Source organism: Anaeromyxobacter dehalogenans 2CP-1 (genome assembly GCF_000022145.1).
In the GTDB taxonomy this organism is placed as follows: Bacteria; Myxococcota; Myxococcia; order Myxococcales; family Anaeromyxobacteraceae; genus Anaeromyxobacter; species Anaeromyxobacter dehalogenans.
The window spans coordinates 4,723,244-4,742,506 of sequence record NC_011891.1; the positions used below are offsets into that span (position 1 = coordinate 4,723,244).

A 19,263-nucleotide genomic window follows, 5' to 3' on the forward strand; every position below is an offset into this window, starting at 1 on the left:
GGTCGATTGGCCGGTCGGCGCCCTCGCGCTAGAGTCTCCGGCCCATGCGCAAGATCGCTCAGGAATCCTCCACCCCGGCGCCCGGCGCGGCGGGCGCGCCGCACCGCGAGCTGACCGTCCGCGCCGTGGGAGTCGCCATCGTGGTGGCCGCCATCATGGGCGCGGCCGAGCCGACGGTGGTGCTCCGCATCGGCTACGGCCCGAACATCTCGGTGGTGAGCGCGTTCCTCGGCTTCATCGTGCTCTCGCTGCTCGGCGTCTTCACCCGCGTGCGCGCCACGCGCTGGGAGACGAACCTGGTGCAGACCGCCGGCACCGCCGCCGGCTCGGGCGTGGGCTTCATGTCGGTGGTGCTCGCGGCCATCGACATGCTGAACCAGCGCGGCCTGCTCGACCTGCACCTCAGCCCGCTGCAGATCTTCGCGTGGCTCGCGCCGTCCGGCCTGCTCGGCGTGCTGCTCGCGGTGCCGCTGCGCAAGCACTACATCGACCAGGAGAACCTCACCTTCGCCGACGGCACCGCCGCCGGCGAGACGCTGCTCGTGCTCGACCAGGGGCGCAAGCAGGCGGGGCCGCGCGTGGCGGCGCTCGGGATCGGCGGCGCCATCTCGGCCGGCTTCGTGGCGCTGCGCCAGGGCCTGGGCTGGATCCCGGAGACGATCGCGTTCCGCTTCCTCACCCCGCACGCCGAGGCGCTCCGCGTCGGCTCGGAGCTGGGCGTGCTCTCGCTCGGCGCCGGCCTCCTCATCGGCCTGCGGGTCACGCTCTCGATGGGCCTCGGCCTCGTCCTCGCCTGGCTGGTCGCACCCGAGCCGCTGTTCCGGGCCGGGCTGGTGCCGGAGCTCACCTTCAACGCCGTGCTGCAGCGCTGGATCATGTGGCCGGCCACCGGGCTGATGGTGGCCGGCGGCCTCGCCGCGCTGGTGCTGAAGTGGAAGGTGATCGCGAAGACGTTCCGCGGGATGTCGGCCAAGGGCGCCGGCGACGGCGGCGACTTCCCCATGCGCTGGGTGGTGTGGGGCGCGATCGCCTGCACGGTGGCGCTGGTGGTGGTGCAGAAGATCTCGCTCGGCTTCCCCATCTGGCTGTCGCTCGTGTCGGTGGGGCTCTCGCTCATCCTGATGCTGGTCGGCATCCGCGTGCTGGGCGAGACGAACTGGGCGCCCATCAGCGCCATGGCGAACGTGATGCAGGCGGTGTTCGCGGTGCTCGCGCCGGGCCACGTGCCCATCAACATGGTGGGCTCCGGGATGAGCGGCTCGGTGGCCGCGAACGGCGAGCACCTGATGCAGGACTACCGGGCCGGCAAGATCGTCGGCTCCACCAACCGGAACCTCACCATCCTGCAGCTCGTCGGCGTGCCGGTGGGCGCGCTGGCGGTCGCGGTCGCCTACCCGGCGGTGCGGGCCAAGTACGGCGTGGGCGGCGAGGGCGGCCTCACCTCGCCGATCAGCGTGAAGTGGGCCGGGTTCGCCGAGCTCCTCTCGCAGGGCTTCGGAGCGCTCGCGCCGAGCGCCGTCGCCGCGCTCGGCATCGCGCTGGTGCTGGGCGTGGTCCTCACCGTGCTCGAGTCGAACCCGCGCTTCGGCCGGTTCGTGCCCTCCCCCACCGCGGTCGGCCTCGGGATGCTCATCCCCGGCTTCGCCATCTTCCCCATGGTGGTGGGCGGCCTCATCCAGGATCTCTGGAAGCGGCTCTCGCCGCGGACCGAGGGGATCTACAACACCCCGCTCGCGTCCGGCTTCATCACCGGGGAGGCGCTGGTGCTGCTGGTGCTGGCGCTCCTGGCGCTGTGATGGCCGGCCCTGCGAAGCGGATGCGGCGCGCCGACCTCGAGCGCGAGCGCTCCCGGGCCCGCGGCGCGCGGCGGCTCCTCCCGTGGGCGGTCGCCAGCGCGATCGCGGCCGGCCTGCTGGTGGGCACGGCCGGCGCCGGCTGGCGCGGCGGCCTGGCGATCGCGGCGGTGGGGCTGCTGTTCGCCGCGTTCGCGGCGGCGGCCTCCGTCGCGCGCTGCCCCTCGTGCGGGGCGCCGCTCGGGAAGGCGCTCGGGAAGGAAGACGATCGGCCGGCCCCGGGGGGACGTCCGGGACCGGCCGATCCGTTGCGGGAGCAGCACTGCGCGCGCTGCGGGGCCCGGTTCGACTGAGCCCCGCGAGGCGAGGGAACTACGGCACGAACTCGACGTGCGGGGTCATCTGGCGAGCCAACGGCGACTCGGTGAGCAGGCGAAGCGCCCGTTCGAGCTTCTTGTCGCCGATACCGGGGACCGCCTCGTACGCGGCGGAGATGAGGTCTCCGAGCGTGGTGACCATGCGACGGGGCGCGAGGTGCTTCATGCGGCGGCGGGCCTTGCGGTTCATGGATCCCTCCGTGTCTCGAGCGTGCGGTTCCTACCGATAGCAATCCGCTTGCCTTGCCCCGAGCGACGAGGTTACAGGGGCTTGGCGCCGGAGACCCCACCCCGACCGGTAAGGATTTCAGCCCGGCCCGCGAAATCCCGACAGCATGCTGTCGGTTTTCCACCGGTTCGCACCAAGCCCGAAGGACGCCTCATGCCGACCCAGCCCTCCCGCGACCTCCAGACGTTCCCGAACCCGAAGCCCGGACGCCCGTTCGAGATCGCGATGGAGTGCCCGGAGTTCACCTGCGTGTGCCCGATGACCGGGCAGCCGGACTTCGCCACCATCCGCCTCCGCTACGTCCCGGCCGAGCGCTGCGTGGAGCTGAAGAGCCTGAAGCTGTACCTGTGGAGCTTCCGGAACGAGGGCACGTTCCACGAGGCGGTGACGAACCGCATCTGTGACGACCTCGTGGCTGCCCTCGCGCCCCGCTGGATCGAGGTCGTGGGCGACTTCGCCGTCCGCGGCGGCATCCACACGGTGGTGACCGCCCGCCACGGCGAGCGCCCCGCCGGAGTCTGAGCGCGCTCGACAGCGCCCGAGCGGGCGTGCGCGCGCCCCTGTCAGGCTTCCCCTTCACCCCCTCGCACTTCACCTTGAGGTCCGGGGAGGGGAGGGTGGATGCGCAGAGGGCGGCTCTCGATCGCGTACGTCCATTACGGGTCCCAGAGCGGGGTGACCGCGGCCATCGCCGCGGCGCTCGGGGAGCGGGGGCACGAGCTGCGGCTGGTCGCGGCGACCGGCGACCTCGAGCCGCGCGACCCCGGCACGCGAAGGCTCCGCCCCGCGCCGCCGGTGATCGCACACCTGGCGCTGGCCGCGGCGCGCTACGGCCGCCTCGCGCTCCGGCACCGGTGGAACACGACCTACGCCTGGGATCGCCACGCGTCCCGCGCCGGCGAGCGCCTGCGCGCGCTCGCGCCGGCGCCGGACCTGGTGCTCCAGAACGGCGCGCTGTTCGCGCCCGGCCTGCCGCCGCCGCTCCCCTACGCGCTGCTCCTCGACCACACCCGCGCGCTGGCGCAGGCGAGCCCGCCCTGGCCGGCCGCCGGCCTGGCGGCGCCGGTGGACTACGGGCCCGGCTGGCGGGCGCGCGAGACGGCCGTGTACCGGGGCGCGCGCGTGATCGCGACGTTCTCGGCGAACGTGGCCCGCTCGCTGGTGCGGGACTACGGCGTGGACCGCGCGCGCATCGCGGTGGTGGGCGCCGGCGCGAACGTGTTCCCGGCCGAGGCGCCCCGGCGCGACGACGGCCGCACGCTCCTGTTCGTGGGCAAGGACTTCCGGCGCAAGGGCGGCCCCATCCTGCTCGAGGCGTTCGCGCGCCTCCGCCGCCGCCGGCCGCGCGCGCGGCTGCTGGTGGCCGGGCCGCGCGAGGTGCCGGGGCTGCCCGAGGGCGCCTTCCACCTCGGGCCGGTCGCCACCGAGGAGCTGCCCGCCCTGCTCGCCCAGGCCACCGCGCTCGTGCTGCCCACGCTGCGCGAGCCGTTCGGGATCGCGTTCCTCGACGCGATGGCGTGCGGGGTGCCGTGCGTGGGCACGCGCATCGAGGCGGTGCCCGAGATCGTGGCCGAGGGCGAGACGGGGGTGCTCGTACCCCCCGGCGATGCCGTCGCGCTGGCCGGCGCCCTGGAGCGGCTCCTCGACGACCCGCAGGGCGCGCGGGCCATGGGCGCGCGCGGCCGCGCGCGGGTGGCGGAGCGCTTCACCTGGGCACGCGTCGCGGCGCGGCTGGAGCGCGCGCTCCTCCGGGCCACCGGCGGCGACGCGCCCGGCCCGCGTGCGCCCCGCCGGGCGCGGAGCGTGCCTCCCATCCGCGCGGTGCCGCCGCCCGCGCCGCATGAGGCCGTTCTCACCCTGCACTGACGGTCCGCCTCACCCTGCCCCGGTGATCCGGCCGGGGCGGCCCCGGGGTGGGGTGGTACACGGTACGCGCATGGGCGCGGGCGGCGCTGCGACATGGGCAGCCGCTCGAACGCGGTTAGAATCCAGGTCCGCTTGTCCGGATCCGGAATGTCCGCCCCCGCCACCTTCGAGCCGGCGACGCTCGTCGGCACCTGCCTCGACGGTCGGTACGAGCTGACCGGCCACCTGGCCACCGGCGGCATGGGCGCGGTGTTCCAGGCCCGGCACGTCCACCTGCGCAAGGACCTGGCGGTGAAGGTGCTCCGGCCGGAGCTGTCGGCCTCGCCGGACCTGGTGGAGCGGTTCCGGCGCGAGGCGGAGATCGCGAGCGCGCTCCAGCACGACCACATCGTGCACGTCACCGACTTCGGCCGGACCGAGGAGGGCTGGCTGTTCCTCGCCATGGAGCTGCTCACCGGCGAGAGCCTGTTCGACCGGCTCCGGCGCGAGGGCGCGCTCGCGCCCGCGGCGGCGGTGCCGGTGCTGTGGCAGATCTGCGCCGGCCTCGGCGCCGCCCACGCCATGGGCGTCGTGCACCGCGACCTGAAGCCGGAGAACGTGTTCCTGGCGCGGACCGCGAGCGGCCGCGAGGTGGCGAAGATCCTCGACTTCGGCATCGCCAAGATGACCGATCCGAGCTCCGGCTGCGCCACGCAGGCCGGCATGGTGGTGGGCACGCCCGAGTACCTCGCCCCGGAGCAGGCCACCGGCGGCGCGGTGGACGCGCGCGCCGACCTGTACGCGGTCGGGCTCATCGCCTGGCGGATGCTGGCGGGGCATCACCCGTTCACCGCGCCCGACGCGCGCGGCCTGCTCATGAAGCAGGCCACCGCGCCGGTGCCGCCGCTCGCCGGGGCGCGCCCGGAGCTCGCCGCCTGGCCGGAGCTGGTGGCGGTGGTGGCCCGCGCCTGCGAGAAGGAGCCGGCCGCGCGGCCCGCCAGCGCGGCCGAGCTGGGCGAGGCGCTCGCGGCCGCGCTCGGCCCCGCCTTCGCCCTGCCGCCCGGCGCGACGCCCGCGCCCTCCCCGCCCCCGCTCGCCTCCGCCGAGTTCGAGCTGGTCGCGCCCGAGACCCTGACCCCGGCGGTCGCGCCGCCCCGCACGCTCACGCTGCCCGGCGCGTCGGCCTTCGCCGTGCCCGGCCCGCTCGACCGGGTGCGCGCCCGTGCCGCCGGCGCGCTGTCCCGCGCCGCCGGAGCGCTCGCCTGGGCGCGGACCGCCGCCCGCCCCGCGCTCGACGCGCTCGGGCGTCGCGCCGCGGCCTCCGCGCGCGCCCACCCCCGCCGCGCCGCCGCGGTGGCCGGCGCGGGCCTCCTGGCGCTCGCGCTCGCGGGCGGCATCGCCTGGGCCCGGGCGCGCCCGGCCGCCGAGGCGCGCGCGCACCTCGCGGCGGGCCGGCCCGCCGAGGCGAGGAGCGCGCTCGAGGCGGCGCTGCGGCGGCGCCCGGACGATCCGGAGCTGCTCCTCCTGCACGGGCGCGCCCTGCACCGGCTGCCGGGCCGGGCCGCGGACGGCGTGGAGGCCTACCAGGCGGCGCGCGAGGCGGGCGTGCTCGACGCCGAGGCCCGCTCCGACCTGGCGCGGGACCTCGGGGGCGAGCGCAGCCTCGCCGATCGCGCCGCGCGCCTGCTCCGCGACGAGGGCGCGCGCGCCGTCCCGGTGCTCGCGGGCGCGGCGGCGGCGGGGACGGGCGTGCAGCGGCTGCGCGCGCTGGCGGTGCTGCGCGACCTGGGCGCCGAGGAGGAGGTGGAGCGGCAGGCGGCCTATGGCGCGCTCCTCTCCGACCCGGAGTGCGACGTGCGCCGCGCCGCCGCCCGGCGGCTGGGCGAGCTGGCCGATCCCGCCGCGCTGCCCCGGCTCCGCGAGGCCGCCGCGGCCCGCACCGAGCGGCGCGGCCTGTTCGGCCTCACCAGCACCCGGGTCCCGGTCTGCGGCGCGCCGGAGGCGGCCGAGGCCGTCCGCCGCATCGAGGCGGCGCAGTAGCCCTCGCCGTGCTAAACGACGCCTCCACACACCCGTGGAGGAGCACGCATGTCCCGAGGCATCGAGCGGATCGCGGTGAAGGCGGCAGGGGCGGCGCCGGCGGAGGCGGAGGCCGACGCGCTGGCGCTGCCGGTGTTCGAGGACGAGGTCCGCGGCGCCGGGGCCGGCGCGGTGAAGGACCTCGACCGCCTGCTGGACGGCGCCCTCCTCGCCGCCGCCCGCGCCGAGCGGTTCGCCGGCAAGGCCGGCCAGGAGCTGTCGCTCGCGACGCTCGGACGCGCCCGGGCAGGCCGCGTGGTGCTCATGGGGATGGGGCCGCGCGCGAAGGCGCTCGAGGCCTGGGCGCGAGACGGGTACGAGGCGCTGCGGGCCGCCGCGGGCAAGGCGGCGCGCGGCGCGGGGAAGGCCGGCGCGCGCAGGCTCGCGCTCGCCGCGCCGGCGCTGGACGGGGACGCGCTCCCCGGCGCCGCCCGCGCGCTCGCCGAGGGCGCGCTCCTCGGCTCCTACCAGTTCACCCGCTACAAGAAGGACGATCCGGCGCGGCCGTCCGGCGTCGCCGAGGTGGCGGTGCTGGTGCCGCCGTCGCTGGAGCGCGCCCGCGCGGTGAAGGACGCGCTCGACGTCGCCCGCCGGATCGCGGGCGCGGTGGCCTGGGCGCGCGACCTCGTGAACCTGGGCCCGGCGGACTGCACGCCGGAGCTGCTCGCGCGCGCGGCCGCCGAGGTGGCGCGGCGCGCCGGCCTCGCGGTGGAGGTGCGCGGGCCGAAGGAGATCCAGGCGCTGAAGATGGGGATGTTCCTCGGCGTCACCCGCGGCTCCGCGGAGCCGCCGCGCCTCGTGAAGGTGAGCTGGATCCCGCGCGGCGCCGCCGGACGGAAGGCGCCGGTGGTGCTGGTGGGCAAGGCCATCACCTTCGACTCGGGCGGGCTCTCGCTGAAGCCCACCGAGAGCATGGTCACCATGAACACCGACATGGCGGGCAGCGCCGCGGTGCTCGGCGCGATGCAGGTGATCGCCGCGCTGAAGCCGCCGTTCCCGGTGCACGCGGTGCTGGGCGCCTGCGAGAACATGCCGGGCGGGCGCGCCTACAAGCCGTCGGACGTGCTGGTGGCGCACGACGGGCAGACCGTCGAGATCACCAACACCGACGCGGAGGGGCGGCTGGTGCTCGGGGACGTCCTCTCCTGGGCGGCGGACACCCTGAAGCCCGCGGCGATGATCGACGTCGCCACGCTCACCGGCGCGTGCATGGTGGCGCTCGGCAACGGCACCGCCGGCCTGTTCGGCCCGGAGGGCCCGGTCGCCGACGGCGTGCTCGCGGCCGCGCGCGCGGCCGGCGAGGACGTCTGGCGCCTGCCCATGACCGAGGCGCTGAAGGAGCAGCTCAAGAGCGACCGCGCCGACCTGAAGAACACCGGCGATCGCTGGGGCGGCGCCATCACCGCCGCGCACTTCCTCCACGCGTTCGCGAAGGAGACGCCCTGGGCGCACCTCGACATCGCCGGGCCTTCCCACACCGGGAAGGAGCAGGGCTACGTCGCGAAGGGCGCGACCGGGTTCGCGGTCCGCACGCTGGTCGAGTTCGTGCGCGCCTGGAAGGCGTGAGCGGCAGCATTCACGGTTCGTGATCGCGGCCGCCCGGGCCCGGCCCGGCGCGCCGCGATCACTCCGCGAGCGGCGCGTCCTCGGTGCCGGCCGCGTCCGGCGTCGCGAGCACCTCGCGCGCCTTCTCCAGCTCGTCGGGCAGCACGAGCAGCACCAGCCCGCCGTTCGCGAGCGCGATCGGCGGGAGCAGCGACGCGAGCGGCCGGTCCTGCACCACCGCCTCGATCCCCTCCGCCTCGAGCAACCCGAGCGCCACCTCGGCCTCGGAGAGGCTCTCGAACGACGCCACCGGGACGAGCTCCTGGTTCTCGTGCATCGCGCGCCTCCTCGCCCGGAGGATACCGCCGACGGGGCCCGCGCGCAGGCGGGTCCGGCGGCGCACGCCCGCCCGCCCGCCGAGCGGGGACACCGGTCGGGTTCCTACCGGTCATGCAATTGCCCGGCGGGGCGTGCCCCGGCATGTCGAGGAGATGACCGACCTCGCCCGGCTCCCTCCGCGCGACGAGCGCGGCGCGCTGCGCGTGGTGGTGGAGTCGCCGCGCGGTGCAAGCCTGAAGCTGAAGTACGACGCGGAGCTGGGCGTGGTGACGGTGTCGCGCCCGCTGCCGCTCGGGCTCGCCTACCCGTACGACTGGGGGTTCATCCCGGGCACGCGCGCGCCGGACGGCGACCCGGTGGACGCCCTCGTCTACTGGGACGCGGTGAGCTTCCCCGGGGTGGTGGTGCCGTGCCGCGCCGTGGGCGTGGTGCGCCTGGAGCAGGACTCGAGGTCGAACGGCCGGGTGCGCAACGACCGCATCCTGGCCGTCCCGGTGAAGCACCCGCGGGGCGACGACCTCCGCTCGCCGGACGACCTGCCCGCGCGGGTCCGCGACGAGATCGCGCAGTTCTTCCTCTCCGCGATCTTCTTCGAGCCGAAGAACCCGGCGCTGCTGGGCTGGGGCGGGCCGGAGGAGGCCGAGCGCCTGGTGGACGGCTGCACGCGCGCGCTCGCGGCCGTGATCCGGCGCCGCTCCTGATCCAGCGCAAGCCGCCGCCGTCCCCCTGGCCGATCGCGCGCCGGCGGGGTGGGCCGGAGGCGGGCCCCTGCGGTAATCTCGCCGTTCACCCGGCGGGCGCGCCGCGCCCCGGAAGCGAGCGAGGAGAGCCATGATCGCGTGGACGCCGGACCTGGCGGTCGGGATCGAGGAGATCGACGCGCAGCACCAGGAGCTGTTCCGCCGCGCCGAGCGCTTCGTGTCCAGCCTGGGCCAGACCTCGCGCCAGGAGGTCGGCATCCTGCTCTCGTACCTGCGCCTCTATTGCGTGACGCACTTCGGGGCCGAGGAGTCCTGGATGCGGGAGGTGGAGTACCCGGGCTACGCGCAGCACAAGGCGGAGCACGACGGCTTCGTGGCGAGCCTGATGGCGCTCTCCGACGAGCACGAGAAGCGCGGCGGGCCGGGGCTGCAGGCGACGCGCGTCTCCACGTTCGTGGAGCGCTGGCTGCAGGACCACGTCACCAGCACCGACGTCGCGTTCGCGAGGTTCGTGCTGTCGCGGTCGGAGTAGGGCTCGCGGCCCGTGGTCGCGCACCCCCGCCGCGGAGGTGCGCCGCCGCCCGCGCGGGGCTAACCTCCGGGCGTGAACCTCACCGACACGCTCGCGCTCCTCCTCCGCCCCGCCGGCGGCGGCATCCACCTCGTCTCCAGCGGCAAGGCCGAGCAGCTCGCGCTGCAGCGCCGGCTCTACGGCGCCGACGACGAGCGCGAGATCCGCGCGCGCTGGCGCGAGGACCTGGAGCGCGCCGCCACCGCGCGCGCGGTGGTGCTGGGCATCCCCTCCGACGTGGGGGCGGGCTTCCGCCGCGGCGCGAACCTGGGCCCGGCCGCCATTCGCGAGCGGCTGCTCGCCGACGATCCGTCGCGCAGCGCGCGCGACCGCGCCGACGGGGTGGTGGACCTCGGCGACGTGTTCGTGGTCCCGCAGCTCCTCCACGACAACATGCTGGGCGAGGCGCAGCTCGCCGCCAGCCGCCGCGCGCTCTACCCGGACCTCCCGGCGGACGAGGCGGCGCGCCTGCCGGTGTCGCCGCTCTCCATCGCGGAGCACGCGCTGTCGCTGGTGCTGGAGGTGAACCCGCGCGCCCGCGTGTTCGCGGTCGGCGGCGATCACTCCACCGCCTGGCCGGTGGTGAAGGCGCTCTCGGCGCGCTGGCCGGGCCTCGGCATCGTGCAGATCGACGCCCACACCGACCTGCTCGAGGACCGGCTCGGCATCCGCTACTGCTTCGGCACCTGGTCGTACCACGCGAACGAGCTGGTGGGCCGCGGCGGGCGGCTGGTGCAGGTGGGCACGCGCGCCTCGGGGCGCGACCGCGCGCACTGGGAGTCCACGCTCGGCGTGCGGCAGTTCTGGGCGGCCGACGTGCTCGCCGATCCGCGCGCGGCGCTGGACGCGATCCTGGCGCACGTGAAGGCGACCGGCGTGTCCTCGGTGTACTTCACCAACGACATCGACGGGACCGATCAGCAGTGGGCCGACGCCACCGGCACGCCCGAGCCGGGCGGCCTCACCCCGGCGTTCGTTTCGGCGCTCGTCCGGCGGCTGGGCAGCGAGGTGGGGCTTGCGGGCGGCGACGTGATGGAGGTCGCGCCGGGGATCGCGGGCGGCGAGGGCGCGGGGCCGCGCACGGTGGGGCTCGCGGCGGGCTACCTCGCCGAGACCATCGACGCGGCGCTGGGCCGGACCCGGTGAGCGCCGCGGAGGACGCGGAGACGGCGAGGCCCCGGCGCCTCTCGGAGCCGGGGCCCTCCTGCGGATGCCGGACGTTGCCTCGGGGCTCGCGCCGCTAGGCCTTCTCTTCCGCCTTCTTCGAGGTCGGGGTGGTGGCGCCGAGGAGCGCGCCCACCGCCGCGCCGGCGGCCGCGCCGCCCACCGCGAACAGCGAGGCGACCGCGGTGACGCCGAGGACCATGCCGAAGACGATGAGCGCCTTCACGCCGATCGAGGCGGTGACCGGGGTGCCGAAGATGCCGCCCGCGAGCAGCACGCCCGCGTAGCCGCCGTACAGGAGCGCGGGGAGGAGCGCGACCGCGAGGAAGACCGCGAGACCGATGCCGGCGCCGACGAGAGCGGGGACCTTGTTCTTGTTCGCCATGACCTTCTCCTTGTTCGCTGGGGCCGTCCGTCCGGCCATCCGCCCTCTCGTTGTGCACGGCCCCTGCCAGCCTTCTGCGCCCCGGATCTCGCGGGGTTGCGCGCCGTCGTGTCGGGACTTCCCGACCCGCGCTCCGCCGGTCCCGACTGGGGGAGGTCTGCGCGTCCGTGTGGTAGGTTCTCGCGCGTGAACGCGTTCAAGCCCCACCTCGCCTCGGTCGCCGACTACCCGTACGCGAAGGTCGATGCGCGCCTGAAGCTCGACCAGAACGAGAGCCCCGACGACCTCCCGCCCGACCTGAAGGCCCGCGCGCTGGAGCGCATCGCCGCCGCCGCCTGGAACCGCTACCCCGAGCTGCACGCCGAGGACGTGCGGGCGGCGCTGGCGCGACACGAGGGCTGGGACCCGCAGGGCGTGGTGCTCGCGCCGGGCTCGAACCTGCTCGTGCTCGCGCTCACGCAGGCCGCGCGCACCGTCGTCGACACGGTGCCGGCGTTCCCCTACTACAAGGGCGGCAGCCTCGCGACCGGCACGCCGTGGCGCGGCATCCCGCTCGCGCCCGGGTTCGCGATCCCCATGGACGCGCTGCTCGCCGCCATGGACGGCGCGGGCGGCGTGCTGTTCCTGCCCAACCCGCACGCGCCCACCGGGCAGCTCTTCGCGACCGGCGACGTGGAGCGGCTCGCCGAGCGCGCCCGCCAGCAGGGCTGGGTGCTGGTGGTGGACGAGGCGTACCACGCGTTCGCGGGCAGCGACGCCCGGCCGCTGGCGCGCGCGAACGACCACGTGGCGGTGCTGCGCACGTTCTCGAAGTCCTGGTGCCTGGGCGGCGTCCGCGCCGGCTACCTGCTCGCGTCGCCGAAGGTGGCGGCGGTGGTCCGCGCCTGCCTGCCGCCGTTCTGCATCCCGGTGCACACCGGCGCGATCCTGCAGACGGTGCTCGAGGCGCCCGGCTACGTGGGCGAGCTGGCGCAGCGGATCCAGGCCGAGCGCGCCCGCGTGCTCGAGGCGCTCTCGACGCACCCGACCTGGCGCCCCTATCCCAGCGCCGCGAACTACGTCCTCGTCCGCACGCCGGACGCGAAGGCGGCCTGGGACCACCTGCTCTCGCGCGGCATCCTGGTCCGCCGGCAGGACCACTACGCCGGGCTGGAGGGCTGCATCCGCATCACCATCGGCACGCGCGCCGAGAACGACGCGCTGCTGGCGGCGGCGGCCGAGGCCCGCTGAGGCCGGGGCCGCCGGCTCCGGCTCCGGCTCGACGCTGCGCGACCCGATCCGGCGGGCGCCCCGCCCGCGGCGCTCACCCGGCGCGCCGCGGCACCACCGCGCCGGTCCGCCGCGCGTACGCCTCCCACTCGGCGCCGAACCGCGCCGCCGCCTCGCGCTCCTCGGCGGCGGCGGCGAAGCCGTAGCTCGCGAGCGCGAGCGCGGTCGAGAGGAGCCCGGCGCTCGAGGGCAGGCGCAGGAGGTGGCCCGCGAGCACCATGCCGAGCCCGAGGTAGAGCGGGTGGCGGATGCGCGCGTACGGGCCACCGGTCGCGAGCCGTCCCCGGCCCGCCTCCAGCCGGGCGCGGAACGAGGCGCCCGCCAGGAGGAAGCCGGCGACCAGCAGCAGGCCGCCCGGGATGCGGCCGGCCAGCCCGGGATCGACGGCGCCCGCGCGCGGGACGAACCCGTACGCGGCCGCGAGGGTCACGGCGATCGCCGCGACGTACACCAGGATGCCCGCGAAGTCGCGCCCGCGCTCCGGCAGCGTGAAGCGGTACCCGAGCACGATCGCGAGCGCGGAGATCGCGAGGGTGAGGCTGCCTTCGGCGGAGAGCAGGGATTCCACGCGGGCTCCGGGCGTCAGGCGGCGATGGCCGGGGTGGCCTGGCCGTCCTTCACGACCTCCTTGCGCTTCCAGAGGAAGTAGATGGCCGGGTACACGGTCAGCTCGAGGAGGAAGCTCGTCACCAGGCCGCCCACCATGGGCGCGGCGATGCGCTTCATGAGATCCGCGCCGGTGCCGGTGGACCACATGATCGGCAGCAGGCCCAGCATGGCGGCGAGCACGGTCATCGCCTTCGGCCGCACGCGCTTCACCGCGCCGTGGATGATCGCCTCCACCAGGTCGCTCTCGGTGCGCAGCAGCCCCTTCTTCTTGTACTCGTCGTGGGAGAGGTCGAGGAACAGCAGCATGAACACCCCGGTCTCGGCGTCGAGCCCCATCAGCGCGATGAGCCCGACCCAGACCGCGATCGACATGTTGTAGTCGAGCATCCACAGCAGCCAGATGGCGCCGATGGCGGAGAACGGCACCGCCAGCATGATGACGCTCGCCTTGAAGGTGCTCCGGGTGTTCATGTAGAGCAGGAAGAAGATGAGCACGAGCGTGATGGGCAGGATGAGCTTCAGCCGCTCGTTCACGCGCATCATGTTCTCGTACTGGCCGCTCCAGGTCATCGAGTAGCCGGTGGGCGTCTTCACGCCCGCCGCGACCGCCTTCTTCGCCTGCTCGACGTAGCTGCCCACGTCCACCTTCGAGGTGTCGAAGTCCACGAAGACGTAGCCGGCCAGCAGGCCGTTCTCGTCGCGGATCATCGACGGGCCCTGCGCCAGCTCCACGTCGGCGATCTCCTCCATGGGGATCTGGCCCTGGCCGCCCGGCAGCGGCAGCAGCACGCGCCGGAGCGACTGGAGGTCCTCGCGGTAGTCGCGCGCGTAGCGGACGTTGATGCCGTAGCGCTCGCGGCCCATCACGGTGGTGGACTGGTTGTCGCCGCCCACCGCGGTCATGACCATCATGTTCGCGGCGTCCACGCTCAGCCCGTAGCGGGCGAGCTGGTCGCGCTTCAGCACGAAGTCGAGGAAGTAGCCGCCGGCCACGCGCTCCGCGTAGACGCTGCGGGTGCCGGGCACCTTGGTGAGCGCCGCCTCGACGTCGAGGCCGATCTTCTCGATCTCGGCCAGGTCCGCGCCCGCCACCTTGATGCCGATGGGCGTGCGGATGCCGGTCGAGAGCATGTCGTTGCGCCCCTTGATCGGCATGGTCCAGGCGTTCGAGATGCCGGGGAGCTGCAGCGCCTGGTCCATCTCGTGCTCGAGCTCCTCGTACGAGATCCGGTCGCGCCAGAACGGGCGCAGGCCCGCCTTCAGCCACTCCGGCGCCCAGGACGAGTACCAGCGCGGGTGCTCGCGCCACTCGCGCTCCGGCTTCAGGATGATGGTCGTCTCCATCATGGTGAACGGCGCCGGGTCGGTGGAGGTGTTGGCGCGGCCCGCCTTCCCGAAGACGCGCTCCACCTCGGGGAAGGTCTTCAGGATCTTGTCCTGCACCTGCAGCGCCTTCTGCGCCTCGGCCACCGACATGCCCGGCTCGACCGCGCTCGGCATGTAGAGGATCGTCCCCTCGCGCAGCGGCGGCATGTACTCCGAGCCGAGGTGCCGGAACACCGGGATGGTGGTGAGCACGAGCAGCGCGCTCACCGCGATGGTGGCCTTGGCGTGGCGGACCACGAAGCGGCAGGGGCGCTCGTACAGGTGGTGCAGGACGCGCGAGATGGGGTGGCCTTCCTCCGAGTAGTACCTGCCCACCAGCACGCGGGTGGCGATCGCCGAGGCGAAGCGGGGCCGGAAGGTGTACGGCTCGATGCGCGCGAACAGCATGCGCATGGCCGGGTCGAGCGTGATCGCGAGCAGCGCCGCGATCGCCATGGCGAGGTTCTTCGAGTACGCGAGCGGCCGGAACAGCCGTCCCTCTTGATCCACCAGGGTGAACACCGGCATGAACGCGACCGCGATGACGAGCAGCGAGAAGAACACCCCCGGCCCGACCTCGAGGAGCGCCTCGAGGCGGACCTCGTGGAAGTCGCCCTTCTTCCCGTCCTGTATCCAGTGGTGGATCTTGTTGTAGGCGTTCTCGACCTCGACGATGGCGCCGTCCACCAGCACGCCGATCGAGATCGCGATCCCGGAGAGCGACATCAGGTTCGCGTTCAGGCCCATCAGGTACATGGGGATGAACGAGAGCGCGACCGACACCGGGATGGTGACGATGGGGATGATCGCCGACGGGATGTGCCACAGGAAGATGAGGATGATGATCGAGACGATGATCACCTCCTCGATCACCTTGTGCGTCACCGTCTCGATGGCGTGGTCGATGAGCTCGGACCGATCGTAGGTGGTGACCACCTCGACGCCCTTCGGCAGCGACGGCTTCACCTCCTCGAGCTTGGCCTTCACGCGGTGGATCACGTTGAGGGCGTTCTCGCCGTGGCGCATCACCACGATGCCGCCCACCACGTCGCCCTCGCCGTCGAGGTCGGCCACCCCGCGTCGCATCTCCGGGCCGAGCGCCACCGTGGCCACGTCCTTCACCAGGACCGGCGTGCCGCCCTCCGCCTTGAGCACGATGTTCTCGAGGTCCGCGATGGTCTTCACGTAGCCGCGGCCGCGAACCATGTACTCCCGGCCCGCCAGCTCCACCAGGCGGCCGCCCACGTCGTTGTTGCCGGCGCGGACCGCCTGCACCACCGCGTCGAGCGGCAGCTTGTAGGCGGCGAGCGCGTTCGGGTTGACGGTCACCTGGTACTGCCGGACCTGGCCGCCCACCGTGGCGACCTCCGACACGCCCGGCACGCTCTGGACGGAGTAGCGCAGGAACCAGTCCTGGTAGGAGCGGAGCTCGTCCGACGAGTGCTGCCCGGAGCGGTCCACAAGCGCGTACTGGAAGATCCAGCCGACGCCGGTCGCGTCCGGGCCGAGCTCGGTCTTCACGCCGGCCGGGAGCTGCGGCTGGATCTTGGAGAGGTACTCGAGCACGCGGGTGCGCGCCCAGTAGAGGTCGGTCCCGTCCTCGAAGATGACGTAGACGTAGCTGAAGCCGAAGTCGGAGAAGCCGCGGATCGCCTTCACCTTCGGCGCGCCGAGCAGCGCCGTGGTGATCGGATACGTGACCTGGTCCTCGATGATGTCCGGGCTGCGATCCCACTGCGAGTAGACGATGACCTGGGTGTCGGACTGGTCCGGCAGCGCGTCGAGCGGGATGTTCCGCATCGTCCACCACGCGCCGACCAGCGCCACCACCGTGGCCGCGATGACCAGGTACTTGTTGTGCGCGGAGAAGCGGATGATGGCCTTGATCATGGCTCACCGCCCTCCGTGCCCGGCGTGGCCGGAGCCCGCGTCCGCGCCGCCGGACGCCTCGCCCGCGTCGGCCGGCGTCGCCGCGGCCGGAGCCGCCGGCGCGCCGCCGGACGGCGCGAGCGCCGCGAGCGAGGCGCGCAGCCGCGACTCCGAGTCGATGAGGAAGTTCGCCCGGGTGACGACCTTCTCGCCCTCGTGCAGGCCCGAGACGACCTCGACGGAGGTGCCGTCGGACGCGCCGAGCTTCACCGCGCGCGGCTGGAACTTGCCCTCCTCGAGCGCCACGAACACCACGCTCTGCGTGCCCGAGTCGATCACCGCGTCGGCCGGCACGCGCAGCCCCTCGCGCGCCTTCCCCTGCAGGACCACCTCGCCGAACATCTCCGGCCTGAGCTCGCCGGTCGGGTTCGCGAACGCGAGCCGGACCTTCACCGTGCGCGTCTTGGGATCGAGCAGCGGGTCGATGAACGACACCTTCCCCTTGAACGGGTGGTCGGGGAAGGCGTTCAGCGTGAGCGTGGCCGGCAGGCCGACCTTCACGTTGCGCAGCTCGCGCTCGTACACGTCGGCGAGCACCCAGACCTGGGAGAGGTCCACGATCTCGTAGGGCATGGCCCCCGCGTCGAGCTTCATCCCCTCGACCACGTCCTTCTTCACCACCACGCCGGAGATGGGCGAGTAGAAGGTGAGCGTCTTCGTCGGCTTGCCGGTCTCCTCCAGCTTGCGGATCTCCGCCGGCGGGACGTCCCAGAGCTGCAGCTTGCGCCGCGCGGCCTCGACGAGCGCGTCGCCCCCGACCGCGCGCGAGCCCGCCAGCGTGCCCTGCGTGCGCAGCGCGAGCAGGAGCTCCTCCTGCGCGGCGAGCAGGTCCGGGCTGTAGACCGAGAACAGCGGCTCGCCGCGCTTCACCGGCTTGCCCACGAAGTCCACGTAGATGCGCTCCACGTAGACCGGGATCTTCACGTTCACGTGCTTCACGCGCGTCTCGTCCACCGCGACCCGGCCGACCGTGCGCCAGGCGCCGCCGACGGTGCCGCGCGTCACCTGGGCCGTCCGGAGCCCGATGAGCTGCTGCCGCGAGGGGTCGATGCTCACCGTGGCGAGCCCCTCGACGTCGGCCGCGCCCCCGCCCCCGTCCACCTTCACCAGCTTCATGCCGCAGATCGGGCAGTCGCCGGGGTGGTCCTGCACGACGCTCGGGTGCATCGGGCACTGGTACTGCGGCTTCTGCTCGCCGGCGCCGGCCCTGGCGCCACCCCCCGCGGCCGCGCCGCTCCCGGCGCCGCCCTGCGGCTGCTCCATGGGGACGAGCTTCATGCCGCAGAGCGGGCAGTCGCCCGGGTGGTCCTGCACGATCGTCGGGTGCATCGGGCAGGTGTAGAGCTGCTTCGTCTCGGCGTGGGCCGCGTGGTCGTGGCCGTCGCCGCCGGCGGCCTCGCCGCCGCGCAGGCCGCCGGCGAGCAGCACCGCGCCGCCGCCCAGGGCCGCGCCCGCGAGCAGCGCCGCGAGCAGGATCAGCGCCCCGCGCGCGCGCCGCGGCGGGGGGGGGACGTTCGGGTTCGTCGGGATCGTCGCGTCGCTCACATGCCACCGCCCATCGAGGAAGAGGAAGAAGAGGAGGAGCCGCCGGTGGCCGCCGCCTGCGCGCCGCCGCCCGCCGCACGGGCCGGGGCGGCGGCGGAGGCCGCACCACCCGCGCCGGGCATGCCCCCGCCCGCGCCCGCGGCGCCGCCCGGGAGCGCCTCGTCGAGGCTGACCTCGCGCGCGGCGACCCACAGCCGCTGCGCCTCGGCCGCCACGCCGAGGAACCCCTCCTCGTCGGAGACCGTGCCGGCCAGCGCCTCGAGCACCGACGCGAACGGCACCCGGCCGGTGACGTACTGCGCGAGCGCGCTCTCCGCGGTCGCGCGCGACTGCACCAGGAGCCCGCCGCGGTAGAGCGCGAGCGTCTCGAGCGCGGCCGCCAGCGACTCCTCGCGCTGCAGCGCGCGGAGGCGCACCACCTGCGCGAACGCGTCCGCCGCGGCGACGCCGTTCTCGGCTCGGGCCGCGCTCATGGCCACCGCGCGCGACTGCTTGCGCCCCGAGAAGATCGGCAGCGGGACCGACAGTCCAACCTGCCACATCGGCTCGAGCGCGCCGCGCGGCATCAGGCCCGCGCTCAGGGTGACGTCCGGGAAGCGCTCGCGCCGCGCCAGCGCCGCCTCGCGATCCGCCTGCTGCGCCGCCGCCCGCGCCGAGGCCAGCTCCGGGCTGCGCGCCTCCGCGTCGGCGAGCGCCGCGTCGCGCTCCGGCAGCGCCGGGTCGGCGAGCGCCTCCAGGCTGGCGATGGTCTCGACGGGCTCGCCGGCGGGCTGGCCGCGCAGGCGGTTCACCACCGCCCGCCGGGCGCGCTCCTCCGCCTCGAGCGCGACGCGCCGCTGCCGCAGGCGCGTCCGCTCGAGCTGCGCGCGGAGCAGGTCGGTCTGGGCGCCCACGCCGGACTCGTAGCGGGAGCGGGCGGTGCCCTCCGACCGTGCCCAGAGCGCCTCCAGGCGCCCGAGGAGCGCCAGCCGGTCGCGGACCAGCACGAGGTCCACGTAGGCGCGGCGCATGTCCGCCTCGGCGCCGAGCCGCGCGCGGTCCAGCGACGCGATCGCCGCGCTCGCGCCGGCCGCCGCCGCCTCGGCCCGCAGCGCGCGCTTGCCCGGGAACGGGAACGTCTGCGCGAGGCCGATGGAGTAGTAGCTCGTCTCCATCTTGCCGACCTGGATCCCGCCGAAGCCGTCGTTCTGCAGGCCCAGCGACAGCACCGGATCCGGCAGCGCGCCGGCCTGCGGGACGCGCTCGTGCTCGGCGCGGGCCATGGCGTGCGCGGAGCGGAGCTCGGGCCGCGCCTCGAGCGTCTCCGAGACGAGCCGGGCGAGCGCGGGATCGTCGTCGAGCGGGACGCGCCCCTCCGCGGCGGCGAGGGCCGGCGCGGCGGCGACGAGGAGCAGGATTGCGGGACGGAGTCGTCTCATACGGGGCAGCTTCCCAAGCAGCGCGCGTGCCACCCGGCGGCGGCCGGACCGCAGCCTGATCAGGCGGAAATCCGTCGGTTTTCGACGGACCGGCCCCACC

General features: G+C 74.8%; 17 protein-coding genes. 10 read left to right on the forward strand and 7 right to left on the reverse strand.

All coding sequences use genetic code 11. The annotated features are described in order from the left end of the window. Window positions 1-44: 44 nt before the first annotated feature. Together A2CP1_RS21350 and A2CP1_RS21355 are read left to right on the forward strand one after the other, a co-directional pair. The gene (locus A2CP1_RS21350; protein WP_015935268.1) at window positions 45-1,796 is read left to right on the forward strand and encodes an OPT/YSL family transporter; all 1,752 of its coding nucleotides are present in this window, start codon (window positions 45-47) and stop codon (window positions 1,794-1,796) included. After that, window positions 1,796-2,146, forward strand: a complete 351-nt coding sequence (locus tag A2CP1_RS21355; protein WP_015935269.1) for a hypothetical protein — start codon at window positions 1,796-1,798, stop codon at window positions 2,144-2,146. Before A2CP1_RS21350 ends, A2CP1_RS21355 begins: the two co-directional genes overlap by 1 nt. Window positions 2,147-2,165: 19 nt before the next feature. Here A2CP1_RS21355 and A2CP1_RS21360 read toward each other — a convergent pair whose 3' ends face one another. After that, complete coding sequence (locus tag A2CP1_RS21360) at window positions 2,166-2,360, reverse strand: hypothetical protein (protein ID WP_012528174.1); 195 nt, start codon at window positions 2,358-2,360, stop codon at window positions 2,166-2,168. A gap of 192 nt (window positions 2,361-2,552) precedes the next feature. Here A2CP1_RS21360 and queF point away from each other — a divergent pair, with 192 nt between their 5' ends. The 4 genes from queF (at window position 2,553) to A2CP1_RS21380 (ending at window position 7,889) form a co-directional block, all read left to right on the forward strand. Then, complete coding sequence (gene queF, locus A2CP1_RS21365; protein WP_012528175.1) at window positions 2,553-2,921, forward strand: preQ(1) synthase; 369 nt, start codon at window positions 2,553-2,555, stop codon at window positions 2,919-2,921. 99 nt (window positions 2,922-3,020) lie between these two features. Further along, a complete protein-coding gene (locus A2CP1_RS21370) occupies window positions 3,021-4,265 on the forward strand; it encodes a glycosyltransferase family 4 protein (protein WP_015935270.1) in 1,245 nt (414 codons plus the stop codon). A 132-nt stretch (window positions 4,266-4,397) separates the two neighbouring features. Beyond that, window positions 4,398-6,284: a serine/threonine-protein kinase gene (locus A2CP1_RS21375; RefSeq protein ID WP_245529889.1), complete on the forward strand. Its 1,887-nt coding sequence runs from the start codon at window positions 4,398-4,400 to the stop codon at window positions 6,282-6,284. Window positions 6,285-6,332: 48 nt separating this feature from the next. After that, window positions 6,333-7,889: a leucyl aminopeptidase gene (locus A2CP1_RS21380; protein WP_015935272.1), complete on the forward strand. Its 1,557-nt coding sequence runs from the start codon at window positions 6,333-6,335 to the stop codon at window positions 7,887-7,889. Between the two features lie 58 nt (window positions 7,890-7,947). Here A2CP1_RS21380 and A2CP1_RS21385 read toward each other — a convergent pair whose 3' ends face one another. Continuing rightward, the gene (locus A2CP1_RS21385) at window positions 7,948-8,205 is read right to left on the reverse strand and encodes a putative signal transducing protein (RefSeq protein ID WP_012528179.1); all 258 of its coding nucleotides are present in this window, start codon (window positions 8,203-8,205) and stop codon (window positions 7,948-7,950) included. 154 nt (window positions 8,206-8,359) lie between these two features. On the opposite strand from A2CP1_RS21385, the gene A2CP1_RS21390 reads away from it, so the two are divergent. From A2CP1_RS21390 to A2CP1_RS21400, 3 genes are all read left to right on the forward strand, one after another. After that, window positions 8,360-8,908, forward strand: a complete 549-nt coding sequence (locus A2CP1_RS21390; RefSeq protein ID WP_015935273.1) for an inorganic diphosphatase — start codon at window positions 8,360-8,362, stop codon at window positions 8,906-8,908. A gap of 130 nt (window positions 8,909-9,038) precedes the next feature. Further along, window positions 9,039-9,440 carry a bacteriohemerythrin gene (locus A2CP1_RS21395; protein WP_012528181.1) on the forward strand — a complete coding sequence of 134 codons (402 nt, stop codon included), beginning with the start codon at window positions 9,039-9,041 and terminating at the stop codon, window positions 9,438-9,440. 72 nt (window positions 9,441-9,512) lie between these two features. After that, complete coding sequence (locus tag A2CP1_RS21400) at window positions 9,513-10,625, forward strand: arginase family protein (protein ID WP_015935274.1); 1,113 nt, start codon at window positions 9,513-9,515, stop codon at window positions 10,623-10,625. A 94-nt stretch (window positions 10,626-10,719) separates the two neighbouring features. On the opposite strand, the gene A2CP1_RS21405 is transcribed toward A2CP1_RS21400, so the two are convergent. After that, window positions 10,720-11,028, reverse strand: a complete 309-nt coding sequence (locus A2CP1_RS21405) for a hypothetical protein (protein WP_015935275.1) — start codon at window positions 11,026-11,028, stop codon at window positions 10,720-10,722. Window positions 11,029-11,214: 186 nt separating this feature from the next. Between A2CP1_RS21405 and A2CP1_RS21410 the strand changes: the two genes are divergently transcribed. Continuing rightward, on the forward strand, window positions 11,215-12,258 hold the full coding sequence (locus A2CP1_RS21410) for a pyridoxal phosphate-dependent aminotransferase (RefSeq protein WP_015935276.1): 1,044 nt from the start codon (window positions 11,215-11,217) through the stop codon (window positions 12,256-12,258). Window positions 12,259-12,331: 73 nt separating this feature from the next. Here A2CP1_RS21410 and A2CP1_RS21415 read toward each other — a convergent pair whose 3' ends face one another. Genes A2CP1_RS21415 through A2CP1_RS21430 form a run of 4 tightly spaced genes read right to left on the reverse strand, consistent with a single transcriptional unit; the run spans window position 12,332 to window position 19,163 of the window. Beyond that, entirely contained in the window at window positions 12,332-12,865 is a 534-nt protein-coding gene (locus A2CP1_RS21415) for a methyltransferase family protein (protein ID WP_015935277.1), read from the reverse strand. Window positions 12,866-12,879: 14 nt separating this feature from the next. After that, complete coding sequence (locus tag A2CP1_RS21420) at window positions 12,880-16,161, reverse strand: efflux RND transporter permease subunit (protein WP_015935278.1); 3,282 nt, start codon at window positions 16,159-16,161, stop codon at window positions 12,880-12,882. 3 nt (window positions 16,162-16,164) lie between these two features. Next, window positions 16,165-17,745: an efflux RND transporter periplasmic adaptor subunit gene (locus A2CP1_RS21425; protein ID WP_015935279.1), complete on the reverse strand. Its 1,581-nt coding sequence runs from the start codon at window positions 17,743-17,745 to the stop codon at window positions 16,165-16,167. Next, the gene (locus A2CP1_RS21430; protein WP_015935280.1) at window positions 17,742-19,163 is read right to left on the reverse strand and encodes a TolC family protein; all 1,422 of its coding nucleotides are present in this window, start codon (window positions 19,161-19,163) and stop codon (window positions 17,742-17,744) included. The genes A2CP1_RS21425 and A2CP1_RS21430 overlap by 4 nt, the downstream gene beginning before the upstream one ends. Window positions 19,164-19,263: the final 100 nt, after the last annotated feature.

What these genes read in the sequence shown, in the direction of transcription:
- queF (WP_012528175.1), top strand. Translation starts at nt 2,553, where the DNA reads ATGCCGACCCAGCCCTCCCGCGACCTCCAGACGTTCCCGAACCCGAAG.
- A2CP1_RS21405 (WP_015935275.1), bottom strand. Translation starts at nt 11,028, where the DNA reads ATGGCGAACAAGAACAAGGTCCCCGCTCTCGTCGGCGCCGGCATCGGT.
- A2CP1_RS21420 (WP_015935278.1), bottom strand. Translation starts at nt 16,161, where the DNA reads ATGATCAAGGCCATCATCCGCTTCTCCGCGCACAACAAGTACCTGGTC.
- A2CP1_RS21360 (WP_012528174.1), bottom strand. Translation starts at nt 2,360, where the DNA reads ATGAACCGCAAGGCCCGCCGCCGCATGAAGCACCTCGCGCCCCGTCGC.
- A2CP1_RS21395 (WP_012528181.1), top strand. Translation starts at nt 9,039, where the DNA reads ATGATCGCGTGGACGCCGGACCTGGCGGTCGGGATCGAGGAGATCGAC.
- A2CP1_RS21350 (WP_015935268.1), top strand. Translation starts at nt 45, where the DNA reads ATGCGCAAGATCGCTCAGGAATCCTCCACCCCGGCGCCCGGCGCGGCG.
- A2CP1_RS21380 (WP_015935272.1), top strand. Translation starts at nt 6,333, where the DNA reads ATGTCCCGAGGCATCGAGCGGATCGCGGTGAAGGCGGCAGGGGCGGCG.
- A2CP1_RS21370 (WP_015935270.1), top strand. Translation starts at nt 3,021, where the DNA reads ATGCGCAGAGGGCGGCTCTCGATCGCGTACGTCCATTACGGGTCCCAG.
- A2CP1_RS21390 (WP_015935273.1), top strand. Translation starts at nt 8,360, where the DNA reads ATGACCGACCTCGCCCGGCTCCCTCCGCGCGACGAGCGCGGCGCGCTG.
- A2CP1_RS21430 (WP_015935280.1), bottom strand. Translation starts at nt 19,163, where the DNA reads ATGAGACGACTCCGTCCCGCAATCCTGCTCCTCGTCGCCGCCGCGCCG.
- A2CP1_RS21385 (WP_012528179.1), bottom strand. Translation starts at nt 8,205, where the DNA reads ATGCACGAGAACCAGGAGCTCGTCCCGGTGGCGTCGTTCGAGAGCCTC.
- A2CP1_RS21355 (WP_015935269.1), top strand. Translation starts at nt 1,796, where the DNA reads ATGGCCGGCCCTGCGAAGCGGATGCGGCGCGCCGACCTCGAGCGCGAG.